This is a genomic window from Bacteriovorax sp. HI3 (genome assembly GCF_059738875.1).
Map to the genome: position 1 here is coordinate 3,195,845 of NZ_AP026946.1, position 21,390 is coordinate 3,217,234.

A 21,390-nucleotide genomic window follows, 5' to 3' on the forward strand; every position below is an offset into this window, starting at 1 on the left:
CATTACGTAAATTGTTGAAATTGCCCTCCCTACCGATTAATCACTAAGGTTTGTGATTCATTCATTTCGACTAATCCTCGTGGGTAAATACACATTATTTAGCAATTCTTGAAGATTAATTTAGCGTGTATTCATAAAAAACGTCCGAAGAGTCCCCCATGATTCATAAGATTGGTGTCGTCTCTAAAAACTTAAGCTTTTTCAATTTGATCAATCAGCAAAAAAGATCTGATACAGAAATTGAAATTGAATTCTTGCGCGACATTGATTCACTCAAAAAATTAAGAAACTCCGGGAAATTTATTTCAAGTTTTGTTTTCGACAGCACTCATAGTAACGATTCGATCATTGAGTTTGGTAAATACATCAGAGGAAGTGGTCAGAAAAATGCGTTGATCTTTTTGGCACTTGAAGACTTCGAAACTTTTCAAGTAGTCACGGCCGATGAAAATTTCACCGATGCTAAAATCATCAATATGCCTTCAACGGCCGCAGATATTTACCACCGCCTGGTCTCTGATACTCGTCAGGCAGAAAACCAGACCAATCAAAAAAGTAAAACGGAAGGAACGATCAGCAATGCGAGTTTCCTTAATATTTTTATCGAATCAACCATGAGTACGATTAAAGAAATGGCCCAGTGTGAAGAGATCTCTCACGCTGCTCCCTTTCTACTTGATTATAAAAAGATGGAGAACTCCATCACCATTCGCGGAAAGCTTGCTATTAAGTCTCCTTATTTCACAGGGAGCTTCTTCATCTCTTTCCCGGAAGAAACCTATTTAAAAGTCTGTAGCCGCGTCTTATACGAAGAAGTCACTGCGATCACAAAAGAGAATGAAGACTTAGTTTCGGAATTTTGCAACATCGTTTATGGTAAGAGTAAGGTAGCCGTGGCCAAGCTCAATATGAAACTCGACATGGTTATTCCGACTTATAACCGTGATGCTGCCATTCAATCGCCTTCGAGCATTCTCGTCGTTAAATTTATTACGGAGCTTGGGCCTTTTTATATTAAAGTCGCTCCCGGTCTCGTGTAAAGAAGGCCCCAAAAGAGGCCTTTTTATTTTAACTTTGTCAGGACATAACTATATTCTTCCGCCACTTCTTTTAAGCTGTCAAAACGACCGCTCTTCCCAAAATGCCCTTCGCCCATATTGATTTTTAAAAGGACGTCGTTAGTGCCGCTATTAAAGTCGCGAAGTTTTAGTGCCCACTTTGTAGGCTCCCAGTAAGTCACGCGCTGGTCATTGAGACCTCCGGTAATATACATATGCGGGTAGGCCTGCTCTTTAACATTGTCATAAGGTGAATACGATTTCATGTAACGATAATATTTTTTATCGTGCGGGTTCCCCCATTCCTTATATTCAGTTTTCGTTAAAGGAAGGGAGTCATCAAACATGGTATTGATTAAATCAACAAATGGTACATGGGCACAAATCACTTTATAAAGATCAGGACGCATATTGGAGATGGCCCCCATCAATAAGCCTCCAGCACTTCCACCTTTCGCTGACAGGCGCTCTGCTGATGTGTATTTCTTTTTTATTAGATACTCTGAGCAGCTGATAAAATCTTTAAACGTATTTTTCTTCTTTAAATACTTCCCATCTTCGTACCACTTTCTTCCTAACTCAGATCCCCCGCGAATTCCTGCATAGGCATAAACCATTCCGCGGTCTAGTAAACTCACAAGAGAAGGGACAAAATTATACCCGATGGTAGAGCCGTATGAACCATATCCATAAATCATCGCTGGAGCTTTACCATTTTTCTTCAGGCCTTTTTTATAGATGATACAAAGAGGGATTTTCACTTTGTCATGTCCTGGAACCATGACGTATTCAACTTGATAGTTTTTAGAATGAAATTTCTTTACTTCATCCACTTTTAAAACGACCTGCTTTCTAGTTAAAAGGTCATACTCTATTGTTGTTTTAGGCGTAATGGGAGACGCATAATGAATTCTGATTTTATTATCTCCATACTCATAATAATCAGAAGAAAAAGACATATTGTAAGCAGCTTCAGGGAATTTAATAAAATAAATTTTCCCTGTCTCTCTATTGATAATACGGGCCTTAGGAAGACCTTCTGATCTTTCATAAACACATAAGAACTTACTGGTATTTTCCATTCCCAAAAGATTGACGTCTTTGGAGTGAGGGATAATGACTTTCCAATGTTTTTTATCAATTTTGTTGTCTGGACAAAAATATATTTTAAAGTTCAAGGCCTTTTCATTTGTCCTAATATAAAAGCCATTATGAGCATGATCGATACTGTAAAGGACATCATTTTTTAACTTGCTAAAGACTTTAGGTCTTGCCTGCCCTTTTTCATCCAGTGGTAAGTAGGCCACATAAGAAGAAACTTTTTCAGCAGAGCGAATCAATAAATATTTCTTCGAGCTACTTGGGTAACATGAAATAAAAAACTTCTGATCCGGTTCGTGAAAAATACATTGGTCTTTCTTTTGATTGTCTCCAAGAATATGCCTCCAGACCTTATCGTTTCTAATGTGTCCATCAAGAGTCAAATAATAGATCATATCGGTATTCGACCATGTAAAGTTTCCTCCGGTATTTTTTAAATGAGAGATCACTTTTTTAGTCTCTGTGCTGATAATGACAATGTCACAAACTTCATCACCTTTTGTATCGATAGAATAAGCAAAGTAACGGCCGTCATAAGAGACATCCATGCCGTGAATTGAAAGATAACCTCCCTTTTTCACCATTTTGTTAAAATCCACCAGTACGGAAATTTTACTTCCGACCTTCTTACAATATTGGATGTATTGTTTACCTTTGACATAACGATGAAAAAACTCTGCGTGTCCTCTTCTAAAAGGTACTGCGGCGTCTTCTTTTGGCAAACGGTCTTTTAATTCTTTAAAGATCTTTCTCGACAAGCCAGAGATGGGTTTTAGCATCTTATTGAAATAATCATTTTCTTTTTTTAAGTGAGCAATGACTGCGGGGTTCTCTTTTTCTTTTAACCAGAAATAAGGATCGAGAACTTTTTCTTTATGGTAGCTTGTATAAAATTCTTTTGCATCTGCACTTGGTGGAGTTAGTTTCATGGCGATCCTCTAGGTTTTTACTCCTGATAGGATACCACATTTTTCCGATGGAGCCTTGAAATCTCTTCAATCTTGCTTAAAACAGATGATGCAATAACATCATAACCTTTTGGTGTGCAATGCTCCCAATCTCCAATGAGTTCATCTTGAGGCACTCCGCTTTGAATAAGCTTATTAAAAACACTCGCTACATTCACCACGTGAACATTCTCTTTTTGAGCAAGCTTCATAATGGCCGAATTGATATTCTTATAATCTAAAGGGTAGGTCAGGAAGATAATCTCCCCTCTTTCTTTTTGAACCAGGTTGATGATCTTTTCATGATACTGACTTTGAATCCTTCTTGCCTCTGCTCCGTAGGCACTCCAGCTCTCAATTGATTTTAACATGGCCGAGCTCTTGTTGATTTGGTCATGGTCTTTTTCTATTTCATGGAAAAAGTCGCGTTCATCTGTCGTGATGTGCTTTACCAATGGGATGATATCGAGCTCTAGTGAGTAATGGCTTTGAAGAGTTGTATATGAGGCAAGATTGTATAATACACTTGGTGCTGCCAGCATTCGCGGGAAAACATGAATCGCGGTTAGAAGGTCTTCGACAATGCGCTCTTCACTTCCATCTTTGTCTCTTAAGTTGACGCTAATAATAGTGTCTTGAAGTTTCTTAAAGAAAATTTTGCTGTAACCATCTTTAAACGCTGTTTTGATTTTACTTAAGTGTTTTATAAAGCACTCTCTGCGTACTGATCCCGTCGAGTCAAAGCAAGACTGGAGTCTTTCCGCCAGAGCATTTTTTACAGTCGTTTGCTGATCATCAAAAATTTTGTTCTGGGCCCAGTCAAAAACAAACTTCGTCATTTTGACTGTTTTAAGTTTCGAGAATAAAGAAAGTCGGTCTTCGATTTTAAAAGAAATAGACTCGGAAGAGATATGATTGCCACCCATATACTCGTTGTAAAAAGACTCAAACTCTTTACCTGTGTCATAAAACATATCAGCTGCGCCCACGAGAACAACGACTATCGTCTTTCTGGAAAGATCTTTTTTATTCTGAAAGTAGTGAGACAGGCGCATGTAAGTGCCCTTCGTTGTATCCTCACAAATCCCCATATTAGAGACTGGGAATCTTCTATCGAGTTTTTCAAAAAGACGAAAAGGATAACTTTGCTCCCACTCAACATTCCCACCATTAGTGAATGAATCGCCTACCGTGATAATCTCCAGGTTGCTCGGCAACGACTTGTACATCTCATAGATGTCTTCATGCCTTCTCATCTTCTCTTCATTAAAATTTTTATGAGGATTGTTTTTTACCGCTGTGTAGGTATAAGGCATTTGGTATTTTTTTAGCAGGTAATTAAGAGCAACTTCGCAGACCGCAATAGATAATACTAGCGACAGGCAAAAAAAGGAGACTTTAATCAGGAGAGATTTAATGGTTTTTCTCATTTCCTGATTATTATACCTTCTTTTACTAATCCGAGTTTTAAGACAACCTTATTTTTTAAATTCAAGGTGATAGAGTGCTGAGATTATTTTTTCACATGCCAGAGTGGCACAGTTTATTTGCTGTCCTTACATATCAGCTCTGGAATAAAAAAGGGCCCCAGAAAGGCCCCTTTGATATACTAATTAATCACTTCCCCAAACCTGATCGCATTCCCAAACGGATCATCAATTTGCATCTCATACATGCCCCAAGGCATCTTCTGAAGTTCGTAACGAAAGCGAGTTTTTCTACTTTTAAATTCTTCAAAAAGAACGGTGATATTTTTCACTCTAATGTAGCAACTGCTGGCACTCCCTATTTGCAGAGCTTCTTCCTTAGATTCTGCTTGCCAGAAATGAATCTCGGCCGGCCCTCTTCTTACGATAAGGAATTTATGCTCTTTCATAAGAGACACAATCTCAAACCCCAGATCTTCCTTAAAAAAGGCCGCTGTCACCTCAATATCTCCCGAGGGAAGCTGAGGAATGGCTGCAGAAAGTTCCATTGGCATCATTGTTTAACTCCTGCCAAATTTAAATAAAAAGCATATTGAAGGGCTTCATCGCGAAGGTATTCAAAGCGTCCACTTTTTCCACCATGACCAACATCCATTTCGATTTTCATCATTAGGATTTTTGATTTATCTATTCTCATATCGCGGATTTTTGAAACCCATTTTGTCGGCTCCCAAAAAGAAACCTGACTGTCATTTAATCCTGTCGTGACAAAAAGATTTGGATAGTCCATTGGCTTAACGTTGTCATAAGGAGAATAGCTCTTCATATACTCGTAGTACTTTTTATCGTTTGGATTTCCCCACTCCTCATACTCGCCTGTCGTTAGCGGAAGAGAACTATCAAGCATTGTCGTTACCACGTCAACGAAAGGCACTTCGGCCACAATTCCTGTGTACAGATCTGGGCGCAGGTTCATTACCGCTCCCATCAGAAGGCCTCCGGCACTTCCACCGTTAGCGAAAACCTTTTTAGGATTGCCGTATTTTTCATTCACCAGGAACTCAGTTCCAGCGACGAAATCAGTAAAGGTATTTTTCTTTTTTAAGAACTTTCCATCTTCATACCACGCTCTTCCCATTTCAGCTCCTCCACGGATATGAATAATAGCGTAGACAAAACCGCGATCCAATAAACTCACACGCGCAGGAGAAAAATATGGATCTGAACTCATACCGTATGAACCATAACCATAAACTAAAAGAGGATTTGTTCCATCTTTCTTAAAACCTTTTTTATAAACTAGAGAAATAGGAATCTTCACTCCATCTTTAGCTGTGGCAAAAATTCTTTCAGAAACGTATTGAGAAGAATCGTACTTTGGCACTTCTTTTTCTTTTAAAAGCTTCGACTCTTTTGTCTCACAATTAAAATCATAAAAAGAGGCCGGTCTATTCATTGAGATAAATCCATAACGAAAGACATTTGAATCATATTCTGCATTCATCGCTGAATACACACTGTACGCTGGATCAGGAAAATTAATATAGGTTCCTTTACTCTCTCCGCGCTTAATAACATTAATTTGCGTCAGCCCATTTGAGCGCTCACTTAAAATAATATAATTTTTAAAGACCGATGCCTCTTCAATGAAAACATCTGGTCTATGTGCTATAACATCTTTCCAATTTTTTTGAGCTGTCTCTTTTGGAGATGTCTCCATTAGGCGAAAGTTTTTTGCTTTCCAGTTTGTCAGGATATAGAAGCGGTCTTTCCCATCCATTACTGAATAAAGTTGGTCTTTTTTCCTTGGAGAAAACAATTTGAATTTCCCAAAAGGGTCTTTCGAAGAAAGAAGCATCACTTCAGAAGACAATGTACTGCCGTTGTAAATATAAACATAATCGCGGCTTAAGCTTTTTCCGATACTTGCTTCGAACTTCTCATCTTTTTCAGTGTAAACAAGGGTGCTCTTATTTGTTTCAAGTTCATAACGATAAACTTTATCTGAACGCAATGTGATGGGGTCATGTTTTGTATAGAAGAGAACTTTTCCAGTTTCTGCCCATACGAAATTCCCCGTCACGCCTTCAATTTGTTGCGGAAGAGTTTTTCCTGTTTCAGCGTCTTTGAAATAAATCGTAAAAACGCGGTCTCCTTTTGTATCTACAGCATAGGCGTACGTTTTCTCATCATTATAAAAATCAGGAAAACTTACATGAATAAAGTCCAGGCCTTTGGCCATTTCATTCACGTCCAAAAGCTGTTCTTCTTTTGCTCCTGCTACATTTTTTTGGCGGTAATAAACAGGGTATTCTTTTCCTTGGAAATTTCTCGTCAGGTAAAGATAGTTTCTCTCGATGTAAGGAACAGATTGATCGTCCTCTTTAATTCGCGAGCGCATTTCAGTGTAAAGTTTTTCCTGTAGATCTTTTGAATCCTTCATCACACTGTCTGTGTAAGCATTTTCAGCTTTTAGGTGCTCAATGACCTTTGGATTTTTCTTGTCCTTCATCCAAAAATAATTGTCGATCCTGGTGTCTTTGTGTTTGGTTAATTTAGTTGGAATTTTTTCTGCAATCGGTGCGCTTACTTCTGCGGCCTGAACCTGCGTGAAGGCCAGCGATAAAAGGAGCAATGCCTGTCTGAACATATTTTCATCCATTGAAAAAGAAATAATGGATGTATTTTGCTTTAGAAGCTAAGTTTTTGCCAGTAATTCTTTGGGTCCTGAGAGCTTTCATTTTGCAGTCTTTGCAATAGGCTGCCTTGTACTTCTGGAGTAAGGCGACTGTTTTGAATAAGGTTTAAAGCTTCGGCCTTCTGCCCTTGAAGCTCCAGAGCGCGAACCATGTAATAGTAGCCACTTGGTGAATTAGGAAATTGGTCAATAAAAGTCTGTGCGTTCCTCATAACACTTTCGTAATCATTTTTAGCGAGCAGGCGCATAAAAGGAATCTCGACTACATCTTCATTTGTTATCTGCGCTCTATTCTCAGCGAGGTTTGCCTCAAGAGACTCGACGTTGGACATCAGCGTCGCCTCTTGTTCTTCAATTTGCGCCAAACGCTCATTTACGCTAAGTAGTTCTGGCGAGTCGGCAGTAAAACTATTGAGCTGCGACTCAAGCATTTCTCGCTCCTGTCCTAGAGCATTGAGTTGATTGTCAATATTATCAATATCAGCATTAGTATTAGCAATTAATGTGGCCTCTCTGCGGGCAAGAGTATCGTTACTGGTATTAAACTGGGCCATATCTTCCAAGAGAGACTCTACTTCATCTTCATTTGCTGGTTGATTAAACTTCCCTTCTTTTACGAGCATGGAAATAAGTTTGGCCTTATAAGCACTATAACTATCCGGTTCGCGCGAAATAATTTCATCAGCGATAGCAATGTTTTGATCGAGAGCTTTAACATCAAGGTTTTTTGGTCTGCGCATTTGGTTTGTTAGTGTTCCAGCTAATGTTTGCGTATCTTGATCGACGAGAGGTGGAGCTTCTGTTTGTGCAGGTGTTGTTATTTGAACTGGGGCAACTGCCGGTGCAGTAAAAGCAGATGTCGAAGCATTAGGTGCTGCAGTTAAAGCAGACCAAGGTTTAGGAGTTCTTCTATTCTCACTCATTGAAAGAATCTTTAAGCGCAGAGCTTTGTTTTCTGCTTTTTGCTGGAAGTAAAATTTCCCCAACAAAAGACCCACAACAACTAAGAGCCCAGCGATGAGAACGAGAAGTCGGCGGTTTATCTGTATGGAATGGCGAATACTAACCATAAGGGCCTCACTACTCACATATTAAGCAATTTTTATTCCTCTGCCATGAATCAGCGCTTTATTGACTGACTACTTTTTAGATGGCCCCAGGTATTTTTTACATGGTGACCAGAGGACACCAATACCCGAGTTTTTCGGTGCTAGAATAACTCCGAATTCAACCTTTTTTTTGGCACTGCCCGTGCACAGACGGGAGCATCAAAATTATTTTTTGAAAGGGGAAAAAACAATGAACTTAAAATCAATCATTTCATCAACTGCGATCTGTACAGTAGCGATTATGATTTCAATCTTTAATGTGGCGAAGGCTTCAGAGAAGGTTTTAGCAACTGTCTCTCAAGATGAAAGCAAATCGACTACATATAAGTTAATCGTTGAATCACCAGATGGAAGAACAATTCGTGCATTCTATAAGGATGTTTACGAAAATGGAGCAAAAGTTCGTCGCGATCTTCTTGATCCAGCAGTGATCATGAAAAGTGGTATGATTTTAGAACAAAGGGATAAGCACGTTCTTATGAGATTAAAGAGCAGTGACTTTGATAGAGAGCAAGGTGGTATCGTTATCGTAGATACACTTTACAATGGTGCAACAGGAGAAAGAAGATCATACGAAGTTCAACTTGCTCAAGACAACAAGGCCGGATGGACTCTCTTTAAGCAAGGAAAAGGAATTAACTCAATTCAAATTCAAACAAACCGCGTAATGGTGCTTGGTGCAGTAGGAATTAAAAATCTAGTTATGAAGTAAAAATTGAGGTACACTATGCCTCATGTTGTTCAATAGACTTATTTCAATCTTTAGAAAATACAAGCAATACGAGGTCGATGAAAATAAAAAAACTTCACTCGACCTCATCTTAAGCGAAGCCAATCCTCAATCCTCTCTTGAAACCCGTATCGAATGGTTACAAAAGCTGGTAAAATGGATCAGAGGCACTGATTTATTTGAAGACGCTCCTGAAAAAGCGGCCGCAACAAAAATCAAATACCTCTTCATGGTTCTCGAACGCAACCCTGACAAAAAAGAAAAAATTCAAAAATCATTGACGCTTACACTTCAAGAGCTTTCATCAATTGAATTCTTCTGTGAAGTTGGTCTGCCATCTCAAATTGGTCTGATTGGCGAACTTGTTGACAAGCTCACGGAAAAAATACTGCCCAAAAAACCCATCGGTCATCAGCTCAGTGAATTAATGATCACTCTTTTTCCTGATGAAGAAGATGTCCAGTGGTTAAAATCGCTGGATGAACAAACATTAGAAAAGCTCACGACTTTATTTGATACAAATAATGAAACTTACCCGCACTTAAAAAGTGATATCGAAGAAGCGCTCATCTACCTGATCTCTCAGATTGTCGCGATAGGTTTAAGTCCAGGAATCAGAAAGCGCATTCCTCATAAAAGAATGAAGTCGCTTCCCTTCTTTTATCTTTCAGGGAAACTAAATCTTTATTTAAAAACTAAAAGTGAAAACAATAATCCGGCACTCGCTCAACAGTTGCATGAAGAATTGCTTGACCTTCTCATGGAGTCTCAAGCGGCCATCAGTGAAGTTTACCATCACCTGGATCGTTTTGGAGTAAGCACTCATCTGGTATTCCAACTAGAGAGAATGAAACTCTTCTTAAAAAGAACTCATACACTCCTGGACATTGTCAGCACTGGCCACCTAACCAGAACGAGAATCTCTCACTTTGTGGCAGAATTAGTTGAACAAAACCTGTTGCAAAGAAATGCAATGGGGATTTATTCAAACAACGCGACTCTCCTTGCTCAGAAAATCATTGAAAATAACTCTCAGGCCGGCGAACACTATATCGCCAAGGACAAAAAAGAGTATGTGAAAATGGTTAAGAGTGCGATGGGCGGTGGAGTTTTAACGGCACTGACAGTCTTGCTAAAAAACCTGTTAGGAATGATTGGTCTCAACAAGTTCTTCTATGGTGCTTTTTCTACAATCAATTATGCTGGAAGTTTTCTCTTTATTCAGATGTGTGGTTTCACACTCGCAACCAAACAACCTGCGGCCACAGCTCCGGCACTAGCTAAAAAACTTGAACTGGCCGAAAACCGCGAAGGGATTGAAGCTGTAACAGATGAGATTGTTTATATTACCAGGACACAAATTGCAGCAGTTTTTGGAAACCTGGCCGCAGTTATCCCGGCCATTTTAATCATTAACTATATTTGTATGTCAGTGACCGGACACTGGTTATTTTCGCCTGACACTGCCTACTACACTCTGCACTCAACAGACATTCTTGGCCCGACTATTATTTATGGAGCTTTCACTGGTGTGCTTCTCTGGTCATCAAGTGTTATCGCGGGCTGGACGACAAACTGGTATAGCTTTCACCAGTTAAGTTACCTGATTACTAATAATAAAAAGATTAAAACAATCCTGACAGCTGACGGCGCTAAAAAAGTTGCTCATTTTTTTGATCACGAAATTACCGGTATTGCTGGAAGTGTATCGTTGGGATTTTTACTCGGATTGATGCCTGAGATTTTAAAATTTATCGGAATCCCACTTGAAGTTCGCCACGTAACTCTCTCAACAGGGGCCCTGACGGCAGCTGTTTCCTCACTAGGTGTTGAATCCCTTAAAAGTCCAGAGTTCATCAGAGCTGCCTTGGGTATTGTATTGATTGGTTTCCTAAACCTGTCAGTCAGTTTCCTCCTGGCACTGTTTGTAGCTTTTAGAGCGAAAAAGATTTCCTCACATAGAAAAGCACTGATCTTTCAATCAGTGCTCAAACGTTTTTATCAGAAACCGTTTTCGTTCTTCATACCGAAGTCCTCTACGTAAGGAGGCCCCAGTAGTGATTCGTAAAAATGAGGGGGAGACATTTTTCCGAACACAGCTTGTGTCAGTTCGTTAATATTTTCGATAAAGATAAATTCCATCTCCTGTTTTACAATCGCTGGAACTTCTCTTAAGTCTTTTTCATTGCGTTTTGACAGGATCACGCGCTTGATGCCTGCTCTGTGAGCTGCAATCAGCTTTTCTTTAATCCCACCAACCGGCATTACCGCTCCTCTGAGCGTAATCTCACCAGTCATCGCAAGTTTTGGGTCAACCACTTTGCCAAGCACTAATGAACATAGAGCTGTGAAGATCGTGATCCCTGCACTCGGTCCATCTTTAGGAATTGATCCAGATGGAACGTGAATGTGGAAATCCGTTTTCGAGAAATCAAAGCCCGGCACTAGTTTAGAAAGTTTTGATCGAACGAGACTTAGACCGATATGGGCCGACTCTGTCATAACTTCACCCAATTTACCTGTGAGCTGAATTTTTCCAGATCCTGGCATCATCGCACTTTCGATAAAGAGGATATCTCCACCAACCGGTGTCCACGCAAGACCAGTGACAACTCCCGCTGTCGCACTCGCTTGTGCCAGCTCGTAAGAATTTTTATCGAGACCTAAAACGTCTTCCACCATGGCATTATCAACAATAAACTTTTCCTGATCGGCGTGTTTCACCACCTTCTCACTCACTGAGCGCAAGATGCGGGCAATCTTTCTTTGCAGGTCGCGCACTCCGGCCTCACGGGTGTAATCGGCAATCACTCCAGTTAGAACCTCATCAGAGATCTGAACTTTTTCCGGAGTCATTCCGTGCTCCTTTAATTGTTTAGGAAGCAAGTGGCTTTTTGCGATATGCAGTTTCTCATCTGTCGTATAACCAGAAAGCTGGATGATTTCCATTCTATCTAGTAATGGAGCAGGGATTGTATCCAGCGAGTTTGCCGTCGCAATAAAAAACACTTTTGATAAATCAAACGGTAAATCTAAGTACTGATCGGTGAACGTAGAGTTCTGTTCCGGGTCCAGGACTTCAAGAAGTGCTGAAGCCGGGTCTCCTCCGTATCCACGACCAAGTTTATCAATCTCATCCAGCATAAAGACTGGATTTTTTTCTTTCGCTCGTCTGATCCCTTCGATAATTCGGCCAGGCATTGCTCCGACATAGGTTCTTCTATGCCCTCTGACATCAGAGTCATCTCTCACACCACCGAGAGCGGCGCGGACAAATTTTCTGCCCAGAGCTTTAGCAATACTTTGCCCGAGTGACGTTTTCCCAACACCAGGAGGACCGACAAAAAGAAGGATTGAGCCTTTTTTATTCGGCGAAAGTTTCATGACAGCGAGATGCTGAACAATGTGTTTTTTAATTTTCTCTAAACCAAAGTGCTCTTCATCTAAAATCTTTTGAGCAAGATCTAAATCAAGCTCACCTTTGGCCTCTTCATTCCATGGAAGAGCTAAAATAAGTTCAAGATAGTTTCTGATCACATGAGACTCTGCATTTTGCTGTCCCATATTTTCATAGCGGTTCACCTGCTCCAGCGCGACTTTCTCGACATCTTTGGGCAGATTAGCTTCTTTAATTCTATCCTTTAGTGACTTCTTTTCACCAGATTCGTCCGCCGGGTCTCCTTCTCCAAGTTCTTCCTTAATGGTGCGCAGTTGTTCGCGCAGGATGGATTCACGGTAAGCTTTGCTGGTTTTTTCAGAAATCTTTAAACCCATTTCATTGTTAACTTTAATCATCTCACGCTGTTCAACTAAAAGTTCCAGAACTTTTAGCGAACGGTTTTTCACCGAAGCAAGCTCCAGGATTTCCTGTTTTTTAGCAATGATCAATGGCAGATGTTGGGCCACCACATTGGTAAAAAGACCGGCATCTTTAAAATCATCCAGGGTGCGCTTAAAATTTTCGGTCGCATTGATCGAAGTTAAGATTTCTCTTGAGACTTCTTTTAAACTTGTCAGCAAGGCCTTTTCCGTAGCCGCATCGAGATCCTTATGATCCGGGACGAGCTCTCCTTGCGCCGCCCATGCATTATAGGCCGATTCAAACTGAATCGTCCTGGCCTCAAATCTCTCGATTGATCTAACGTAGGCAATGGACTCGCCTCTCTCGTTTTTCTCTATGCGCTCCACAATACAAAGTGTTCCGACGGTGTAAAAGTCAGAAGACTTAATATTGTCGATTTCGGCGCCCTCTTTCAGAGTCAGAGCGACAAAACGTCTCTCTTTATCCGTGTCAATGGCGCGATGTAGTGCGTTTAAACTAACCGACTTTGAGACGAGGACCGGCAGGGTCACGTCCGGGAAAAGTACGGTGTTTTTAAGCACTAAGGTTGGTAAAAATTCTGAAGACTGTATTGTATGTGTTGTTTTCATATTTATAAGTTGTGGGCAGGTTAATTTTCGTCAAGGGTAAGCCTCTTTTTAATTTCTTATCGCCATGTGTTTTGGTAGAGTATTCCCTATGAAAACCTTATTTAAAATTGCCATTATTTTCCTCGCCATCACCGGTGCTTCTACACTTCTTTATAATTTCACGGACGTAGAATTTGGGAAAATTGATTACTTTAGCAAACACGGATGGTTCTTTCTTTTCTCGATTGCACTCTTCCCACGTCTGACTCTCTTAGTATCAGGACTGTTAGTAGGTTCGGTTGAGTTTGGTGGTTTTTTATGGTGGCTGGGATTTTTCTTCGCACCAAGAATTCTTGTCGCGACTCTTGCAACTGTGGCCTACTGGAATACAAACCAGGTTCTGGTTATCATCAGCTGGCTCGTTGCTCTTAGTGGTGAATCGTCAGAAAAATTTGTCATCACAAATAAGATCAGGCATCCAAAAAGATACGATCAAGGATTTAGTGGAACGACTGTTGAAGCTGAGTACAAGGTAAAAGATTAATGGGCCAATATATAATCAACCTGAACTGGAAAAAAGAGAGCGCGGAGTTTACGTATGAGAAACTTAACCGCAATCATGTTCTGCATTTTTCAGGCAACCAGACTTTAAAGAACTCTGCTGCACCTGAATACTTCGGCAACCCCGACATGACGAACCCAGAAGAACTTCTGGCCTCAGCCACAGCGAGCTGCCACATGCTGACCTTCTTAGCCGTTGCGGCCAAGATGGGCTTTGTGGTTGAAAGCTACGATTGCAAAGCGGAAGCTTTGATGGGAAAAAATGCTGAAGGAAGATTTTCTGTGACAGAAATCAACCTGACTCCAAAGATTGTTTTTTCTGGAGACAAAACTCCAACGCAAGAGCAACTAAAAGGGCTCCATGAAAAAGCTCACCGGAACTGCTTTATCGCTCAGTCACTGCAATCAAAAGTAAACGTTTTATAATACCGTTAGGAGATATAGTTTTGAATCAGCTAGCCAATTTTAGTTACGATCCCGCAAAGTGCTCACTGGCCGAATCGCTTTTTTCTGCTTTAAAGAAAATCGAAGCGAATCTTCCGCCGGAACTGACAGTTGTGGATTTCTTCAGGACTCTAGAGCAGCCACCGGAAAAAGCACTGGGAGACTACGCCCTTCCATGTTTTCGTTTCGCTAAAGCTATTAAGAAAAACCCTAACGAAGTAGCGACAGAACTTAAACGCCTTCTTGAAGAAGAAAAGAACCCATGGGTTGATAGTGTCGTTTTAAAAGGCGCTTTCTTAAATATCTTCACGAACCAGAAAGAAGTGGCGAAGGCCCTTGTTCCTAGTTTAGTTAATGGGTCAGGATTTAATATTCTAAAATCAAACGCTGATCACAACAAAACAAAAGTTATGATCGAGTTCTCTCAACCCAACACTCACAAAGAGTTCCACGTTGGTCACGGACGTAACGTATGTCTGGGAGACAGTATCTGCCGTATCTTCACTTACAATGGCTACAAAGTTATTGCGGCCAACTACATTGGAGATGAAGGGACTCACATTGCAAAATGCCTTTGGGGTGTTGAGCACTATACGGGAAGTGAAAAACTTGAGAGCGTTGAAAACAAAGCTGAATGGCTTGGGCAACGTTATGTGGAGGCCAACAATAAACTAAAAGACGCCACAGACGATGCAACAAAACTTCAATACAACAAAGAGATCTCTGAGATCTTAAAACAAATTGAAAACAAGTCTGGTAAATACTACGACACTTGGGTTGTCACTCGTCAGTACTGTCTTGATGACTTCAACAAGATTTATAAATGGCTAGACGTTAAGTTTGATCATTTCTTCTACGAGTCGGAAGTTTCAGAAGCTTCTCAGGCCATCGTTGAAGAGTATATGAAAAAAGGTCTATTCGTTGAAGATCAAGGGGCCATCGGATTTGATATGTCTGACAAGAAGCTGGGCTTCTTTATGGCAAGAAAATCAGACGGGACAACTTTATACATCACTAAAGACTTAGCACTGGCAAAAGTGAAGTTTAATGACTTCGATATCGACAGAAGTATTTACGTTGTAGGAAGCGAGCAAAACTTCCACTTCAAACAACTCTTCTACGCTCTGGAGAAAATGGGATTCCCACAAGCTCCGAAGTGCTACCACCTTTCATACGGAATGGTTGTTCGCCCGGATGGAAAGATGTCTTCGCGTGCCGGAAACTCTTTTACATTCCTTCAACTCATCAACCTGGTTATCGAAGAGATCAATACGTATCTTGAGAAATACTCGGCCGAGTGGACTAAAGAGCAAAAAGAAGACACAGCTCACAAGCTTGCTGTTGGGGCGATTAAATACGGGATGCTTCAAGCAGACCCGAATAAAGAAATCGTTTTTGACCCGAAAGAATGGGTGTCGTTTGAAGGAAACTCTGGCCCGTACTTAATGTACTCTTACGCCAGAACAAAATCGATCCTAAGAAAAGCTCAGGAGCAAGGATTAAAAGGAAGCTTAGCTAACCTTGATCTTCTGACTCATGAATCTGAAAGAGATCTAATGAGACACTTATACGATTTTAACCAGGTGACAATCAATGCCTGTGACAACTACCGTCCATCAACGATTGCCAACCACCTCTTCTTTACGTGTAAAGCGTACAACCGTTTCTACACTGAGGTTTCTGTTATGAAGGCAGAGACTGAAGAGTTAAGAGCGGCTCGTTTAAGCCTGCTTGAGGCCTTCGCAGACACCCTGAAAACGGGGCTTTATCTGCTTGGAATCACTCCTCCTGAAAAAATGTAACAAAAACTTAGGCCTGCTTTTGCAGGCCTTTTTTGTGATAGTCTTGTCTACTTATTAGACACAAATCCAACCCCCTATAACTTTTTTTCAAAAGATCAGAATTAAAAATTCTGTCTGTCATAATGACCTCATTAAACGATTAACGTTCGAGGAGATTTTATGAAAGCTTTTCTTTTTGCCCTTACTCTATTAGCTGCGATTCCCGCTTTTGCTGAAAACAACTGTTCTATCTTTTCGGCAAACCAAATGGACAATACGAGTCGTGTCTGTACAGGAAACAAAACAGGTGTAGCTTTCCACAACACACTCATCTCATGCCACGACAATGAATTTGAAGCTCAGAAAGCTTTAAACAAAATCCAATCATGTCACAAACAAATAAAGAACAATAACTGCAGCCTGCTTGCTGAAGGCCTGGCCGATGTTAGAGGAGCAGTATGTACTCCTGGCTATATCGCAGTTACATATAAAGGCGCTACGATTAGCACATTTTCTTGCTACAAGACTTTAGATAAGGCCATCAAAGTGATGGAGTCAGAAGCAATCTGTAATGAGCAAGATACAACTGGTGACTTTGCTATCCTATACCCATCAATGCCAGACAATCAAGGAAGCAGATGTAAGAACTCTTTTGGTGTAACTTACAAAGGAGTGATCGCTTCAAAGGTTTGTTACAATTCAATTGAAAGAGCGATCAAGGAAATGAAAGAATTAAGCTCTCAAATCTAATTAGACTAAAAACAAAAGGCCTCGAAAGAGGCCTTTTTTAGTTTCTTAATCTCTCAAAAAGAATAGTTGGTTTTCCATTAAAAGTCGTTTCACAAATCTTTTTATACCCACACCTTTCGGCCAGTGCAATTGAACGGGTATTTTCCGGATTAATAATACAAACAGTTCTATCGAAACTGAGATTTTTATCACTCCATTCTAAAATTGCTTTTAGTGCTTCTTTCCCATAACCTTTGCCATGAACTGAGCTGGAAAGAATCCATCCGGCCTCAGGAATGCCAGTGATTGAAGGAGTGATCTCGCGCTTAAAATCTGCAAAACCAATTTCTCCAATATATTTTCCAGTGCTCTTTTCTTCAATGCCCCAGTAACCAAAACCCATCAGGCTCCAGTGTCCCAGGTAATTGGCCAGTCTCATCCACGACTGCTGCTCAGTCGAAGGAGTTCCTGAAATATGCTTCACCACTTCCAGGTCTTCCCAAATCTCTTTTAGTGCTACGAAGTCATCCGGATGATGGCCTCGCAAGATAAGATGGGATGTTTCAATCACCGGTATGTTAATCATATTTAAGCGTCGATTGAAATGACTTCAATGTTTTTCTTTTTAAGTGAAGTCAGGCTCTCCGGAAGATTTTCAATAATAGACTCTTCCAGGGCCGTAATGATTTTTTCTTTTAAGAAGATACGGTTGTGCACCAATGACACTTCTCTAGTTGGAATCGGTGCCTGGAACTCACGCACGTGTTTTTTTTCTTCCTTCGAAAGGTTAAGAACGGCAAGCTCTGGCAGCAGTGTATATCCACTGCTATTGATAACCATATTCTTAAGCGTCTCTAAGTTTCCACTTTCAAACTTCAAGTTGTCGTGAAGTCCGTTATCGCGGGAAAGTTTGCATAGGTTTAAAACCTGCTGCCTGAAACAATGGCCTTCATTTAAAAGCCATACATCTGATGTATCCAGGTCTTTGTCTTTTACTTTAGCTTTTTTTAAAAGATGATGGTCATCTGAAGCAAAAACAGAGAAAGGCTCATGAAAGAGAACGCGTTCAATAAAGTTCTCTCCCTGAATTGGAGTGACTAAAAGACCGGCATCAATTTCATCGCGTCCTAATAGGTCGATAATATCTTCTGTTTTAAACTCTTCAATCGTCAGTTTTACATCTGGGTATTTCTCTACGAAGCTGGCGGCAAAAAGTGGGATCACGTAAGGAGCAAGTGTGGGAATAACACCCAGTCTAAAATCACCTCTTACTTCTGTTTTGTTCGCATCGATAATTGAGAAAATCTTTTTATACTCGCGAAGTACAGAGCGTGCCTGATTAATAATCTGACTTCCTTCTTCTGTCGGAAGAATCGGATTTTTTGATCTATCAAAGATCACGACTCCTAATTCTTCTTCCGCTTTCTGCAATTGCATCGAAAGTGTTGGTTGAGTCACATTACAAGCTTTAGCAGCTTTTCCAAAATGACGGTGTTTATCTACGGCGAGAACATATTCTAGTTGTGTAATAGTCATAGACTTATTCTATCGAAAATAAATAGCGATAGCAACAAGGACTATATAGAACAGAAAGAATCCACGTAACCATTTACGATCACGGGCACTTAGCTCATACCCAAAGTAAAAACTCTTATTCGGATTGAGCCCACGGGTCACCAGGGAAAGAGAGCCGCGCTGTGAGTGCCTGATAGCAAACACGAGAAGTGGGAAAAGAACAAAAAGCCTGTCCCACCAGCCAAGACCTCTAAAGCGGGCCGAAAGCCTGATGCGGTCAAATTCTTCTTTAAAAAGTAGGATTGAATTTAAGGCAATCAAAAGTGGATACCCCATAATGACCTTAAGACCTTTATGGATAATGAGGTACAAAATCACTTTGGTGTAAATAATAGTGTAAGTTGAACTCATCGAAACTAATGTCAGCATAAAGAGACGGGCAAAGTTCTGCAATCCATTTATCAAGGCCGCTTTATAAACAGTCCATGAAAAGATAGTCACCTGCTCCCCAACTCTCAATTTTTCTCCCGGATAAAGAAGATTGAGTAGTAAGAACATAAAAGCAAAAAAACCGGCATATAGTGAAAGCTTCAAAAGCACGCGGTTTGAAAGCCCATTTTTCTTAAAGAGAAAGAGCATAAATAAAGTCAGCGCGAAATTCGCCCACAGAACATTAGATGCCAACAAAAAGATAAAGGTAAAAAAGCTGATAATCAGCAAGTACCATGAGTGGATAAACTCTGCTTTAGTCTCGAGGAACTTCATAGAGCCTCCCCGCTTCTAAAACTAAAACCCTGTCAGCAATCTTCTCAATCAAGTAATCATCATGAGAGATAAAGACCTGAATCAATCCTAATTTTTTTAACTCTCTGATTAAGACAATAATTTCTTCTATCGACTTTTGATCCTGCCCAAAAGTTGGCTCATCATAAAGAATTAAGCTTTTTTCTAAAAAGACCGTCATCAAAATGGAAAGCCTGCGTTTTTCTCCTTCAGAGAGAAGAAAGGGCGATTTTTTTAAATCAATGTCATGGAAAAATCGGGACAAGAGATCATCTTTAAGTTCCGTATGCTCTTTACTTAAAAAACGAAAGCTCTGCTTAAGTTCTTCTTCAATAGTATCAAAGAAAAAATGGGCCTCAGGGTTCTGGAAAACAAAACCGACATGAGGAAAGACCTTGTCGTTTTTATAAGTTTTCCCATTTTTTTCCAAAAGGACCTGACCACTCTTAGGTCTAAGAATCCCAGAGAGAAGTTTAAAAAATGTACTCTTTCCTTCTCCGTTTCTTCCTCTGATGGCCACAACTTCACCACTTTTAAAAGTGGCATTGGCCTCTTTTAAAAGTTCGCGGTCTTTATGGTATGAAAAATTCAGGTCAGAAACAGTGACTCTCACCTCTTCTACTGCTTTAGGTTTTGGCAATGAGATGTCTTCCACCACAAAGTCATTCTTTGCAAAAGAGCCTGGAGTTATACGTCCGTCATGGTCAACAAAGACCACTTTATTGATGAGTGGTTTAATCTCATCTACATGATGATCGACAATAATTAAAAGACGGTCTTTACGAATGACTTCCAGGTATTGGTAAAATTCTTTTCTTGCGACCGGATCTAAAAAAGCCGTCGGTTCATCTAAGAGAAGAACATCCGGACCAATGGCCAGCATGGAGGCCAAAACTAATTTCTGGCACTCTCCATTTGAAAGTTCAGAGGTCTTTTTTCCCCAAATATTTTTTAAGTTAAAAAGTTTTTCAAACTTCTCTTTCTCGCGGTCCATTTCTTCGCGGGTGAAATTGAAATTTTCCATAGAAAAGAGAAACTCTTCTTCTGTCCCCGGATAAATCAGCTGCGAAAAAGGATTTTGAAAAAGATAAAGAATTTTTTGCAGGTTTTCCTGAAAATAAACTCCATTCAATGGATGTCCATTAAAAAGAATTTCTCCCTCTAGTTTACCACTGCTGTATTCAGGAATGATCCCTTTTAAGATTTTAAGCAAAGTCGACTTTCCGCCGCCAGAAGGCCCAATGATGGCGACGGTGTCATTTCGCTCAAAAATAAGAGTCGAATCTAAAAATATTTTTTTAGCTTTTGAACGTCCGGCAAACGTATAAGTAAATGGTGATAACTTATACATCTTGGTCTTTGGCGATCAGGAACTGATCTAATATTCCAAGTCTCACTAATCTTTTCCCTAATAAATGACTTAAAAGGCCTGCAAAAAAGAGCGACGAAATAATATAAGACGACAACTGAAGCAGGTTAAAGCCAGCACTCAGCGATTTATAGTCATAGTAGAAATAATCAAGTGTGTAACTAAAGAAAGCGGAAACACCTGCTGCCAACATAAGCACAAACAGGTTCCATCTTTTGTATGAAAACGCTAAAAAAACGACCTCTGCTCCAAGTCCTTGCACTAATCCCCAAACGACAGACATAAGCCCCCAGTGAGTGAGCAAACTCTCAATGAAAGCGGCCATCAGGGAAGCGATTAAAGCGACACCTGGTTTTCTAACAATGTGAGGAATTAAAACAGAGGCAAGAATCCAAAATCCTGCCACTAAGTAACTTAAACCTGCGACCTTTAAAAAAGGCTTAGCTAAGTCATAAACAAAAGTCCAACCCCAGAATGCGACACCCAATGCCACAGCGAGCACTAATGTGAGGACGATTTCAAAGATTGTCAGGGATTTTAGTTTTTCGAGAGGACGCGCGAGTGTATTCATGATTCTCCTTTCCTACGCAGGCATTATCCTGGTCAGGTGCGAGGGTATTTCTCAGGCAGACAATGGTCCACCACCCCTAGGTTTCTAATAGGCCCAGTTTAGCTTTTCTTCCCTTATTGCGCAATGAAAAACCATGCTATTTTCTTTGCATATTGAG

At 40.3% G+C, this 21,390-nt stretch carries 18 protein-coding genes and 1 riboswitch; of the genes, 7 read left to right on the plus strand and 11 right to left on the minus strand.

The annotated features are described in order from the left end of the window. The first annotated feature begins 158 nt into the window (after positions 1–158). The gene (locus AC6JA8_RS15815) at positions 159–1,040 is read left to right on the plus strand and encodes a chemotaxis protein CheX (protein WP_497974664.1); all 882 of its coding nucleotides are present in this window, start codon (positions 159–161) and stop codon (positions 1,038–1,040) included. Positions 1,041–1,063: 23 nt separating this feature from the next. Here AC6JA8_RS15815 and AC6JA8_RS15820 read toward each other — a convergent pair whose 3' ends face one another. From AC6JA8_RS15820 to AC6JA8_RS15840, 5 genes are all read right to left on the minus strand, one after another. Beyond that, positions 1,064–3,088: a S9 family peptidase gene (locus AC6JA8_RS15820; protein WP_497974665.1), complete on the minus strand. Its 2,025-nt coding sequence runs from the start codon at positions 3,086–3,088 to the stop codon at positions 1,064–1,066. Between the two features lie 17 nt (positions 3,089–3,105). Further along, positions 3,106–4,536: an SGNH/GDSL hydrolase family protein gene (locus AC6JA8_RS15825; protein ID WP_497974666.1), complete on the minus strand. Its 1,431-nt coding sequence runs from the start codon at positions 4,534–4,536 to the stop codon at positions 3,106–3,108. 179 nt (positions 4,537–4,715) lie between these two features. After that, on the minus strand, positions 4,716–5,090 hold the full coding sequence (locus AC6JA8_RS15830) for a bleomycin resistance protein (RefSeq protein WP_497974667.1): 375 nt from the start codon (positions 5,088–5,090) through the stop codon (positions 4,716–4,718). Further along, the gene (locus AC6JA8_RS15835; RefSeq protein WP_497974668.1) at positions 5,087–7,183 is read right to left on the minus strand and encodes a S9 family peptidase; all 2,097 of its coding nucleotides are present in this window, start codon (positions 7,181–7,183) and stop codon (positions 5,087–5,089) included. Before AC6JA8_RS15835 ends, AC6JA8_RS15830 begins: the two co-directional genes overlap by 4 nt. Positions 7,184–7,224: 41 nt before the next feature. After that, complete coding sequence (locus tag AC6JA8_RS15840; RefSeq protein WP_497974669.1) at positions 7,225–8,301, minus strand: hypothetical protein; 1,077 nt, start codon at positions 8,299–8,301, stop codon at positions 7,225–7,227. Between the two features lie 229 nt (positions 8,302–8,530). Here AC6JA8_RS15840 and AC6JA8_RS15845 point away from each other — a divergent pair, with 229 nt between their 5' ends. Continuing rightward, positions 8,531–9,052: a hypothetical protein gene (locus AC6JA8_RS15845; RefSeq protein WP_497974670.1), complete on the plus strand. Its 522-nt coding sequence runs from the start codon at positions 8,531–8,533 to the stop codon at positions 9,050–9,052. Positions 9,053–9,074: 22 nt separating this feature from the next. After that, positions 9,075–11,114 (plus strand): site-specific recombinase, encoded by a 2,040-nt coding sequence (locus AC6JA8_RS15850; protein ID WP_497974671.1) that lies wholly within the window; start codon positions 9,075–9,077, stop codon positions 11,112–11,114. On the opposite strand, the gene lon is transcribed toward AC6JA8_RS15850, so the two are convergent. Then, on the minus strand, positions 11,072–13,501 hold the full coding sequence (gene lon, locus AC6JA8_RS15855) for an endopeptidase La (protein ID WP_497974672.1): 2,430 nt from the start codon (positions 13,499–13,501) through the stop codon (positions 11,072–11,074). The two genes, AC6JA8_RS15850 and lon, sit on opposite strands and share 43 nt — an antisense overlap. An 88-nt stretch (positions 13,502–13,589) precedes the next feature. On the opposite strand from lon, the gene AC6JA8_RS15860 reads away from it, so the two are divergent. The 4 genes from AC6JA8_RS15860 to AC6JA8_RS15875 all read left to right on the plus strand — a co-directional run bounded on the left by AC6JA8_RS15860 (position 13,590) and on the right by AC6JA8_RS15875 (position 17,016). Further along, complete coding sequence (locus AC6JA8_RS15860; RefSeq protein WP_142408983.1) at positions 13,590–14,024, plus strand: hypothetical protein; 435 nt, start codon at positions 13,590–13,592, stop codon at positions 14,022–14,024. Next, the gene (locus AC6JA8_RS15865; RefSeq protein ID WP_497974673.1) at positions 14,024–14,467 is read left to right on the plus strand and encodes an OsmC family protein; all 444 of its coding nucleotides are present in this window, start codon (positions 14,024–14,026) and stop codon (positions 14,465–14,467) included. The genes AC6JA8_RS15860 and AC6JA8_RS15865 overlap by 1 nt, the downstream gene beginning before the upstream one ends. Before the next feature lie 20 nt (positions 14,468–14,487). Then, entirely contained in the window at positions 14,488–16,287 is a 1,800-nt protein-coding gene (gene argS, locus AC6JA8_RS15870) for an arginine--tRNA ligase (RefSeq protein WP_158649718.1), read from the plus strand. A gap of 159 nt (positions 16,288–16,446) precedes the next feature. Further along, entirely contained in the window at positions 16,447–17,016 is a 570-nt protein-coding gene (locus AC6JA8_RS15875; protein WP_497974674.1) for a hypothetical protein, read from the plus strand. Positions 17,017–17,053: 37 nt separating this feature from the next. Here AC6JA8_RS15875 and AC6JA8_RS15880 read toward each other — a convergent pair whose 3' ends face one another. The 5 genes from AC6JA8_RS15880 to AC6JA8_RS15900 form a co-directional block, all read right to left on the minus strand. Then, positions 17,054–17,581 (minus strand): GNAT family N-acetyltransferase, encoded by a 528-nt coding sequence (locus AC6JA8_RS15880; RefSeq protein WP_497974675.1) that lies wholly within the window; start codon positions 17,579–17,581, stop codon positions 17,054–17,056. 2 nt (positions 17,582–17,583) lie between these two features. Further along, on the minus strand, positions 17,584–18,531 hold the full coding sequence (locus AC6JA8_RS15885) for a hydrogen peroxide-inducible genes activator (protein ID WP_497974676.1): 948 nt from the start codon (positions 18,529–18,531) through the stop codon (positions 17,584–17,586). A 9-nt stretch (positions 18,532–18,540) separates the two neighbouring features. Next, positions 18,541–19,275 (minus strand): energy-coupling factor transporter transmembrane component T family protein, encoded by a 735-nt coding sequence (locus tag AC6JA8_RS15890; RefSeq protein WP_497974677.1) that lies wholly within the window; start codon positions 19,273–19,275, stop codon positions 18,541–18,543. After that, entirely contained in the window at positions 19,256–20,644 is a 1,389-nt protein-coding gene (locus AC6JA8_RS15895; protein ID WP_497974678.1) for an ABC transporter ATP-binding protein, read from the minus strand. Before AC6JA8_RS15895 ends, AC6JA8_RS15890 begins: the two co-directional genes overlap by 20 nt. Continuing rightward, on the minus strand, positions 20,637–21,233 hold the full coding sequence (locus AC6JA8_RS15900) for an ECF transporter S component (RefSeq protein WP_102245516.1): 597 nt from the start codon (positions 21,231–21,233) through the stop codon (positions 20,637–20,639). The genes AC6JA8_RS15895 and AC6JA8_RS15900 overlap by 8 nt, the downstream gene beginning before the upstream one ends. Next, positions 21,226–21,321, minus strand: a riboswitch (TPP riboswitch). It overlaps the preceding gene by 8 nt. Positions 21,322–21,390: the final 69 nt, after the last annotated feature.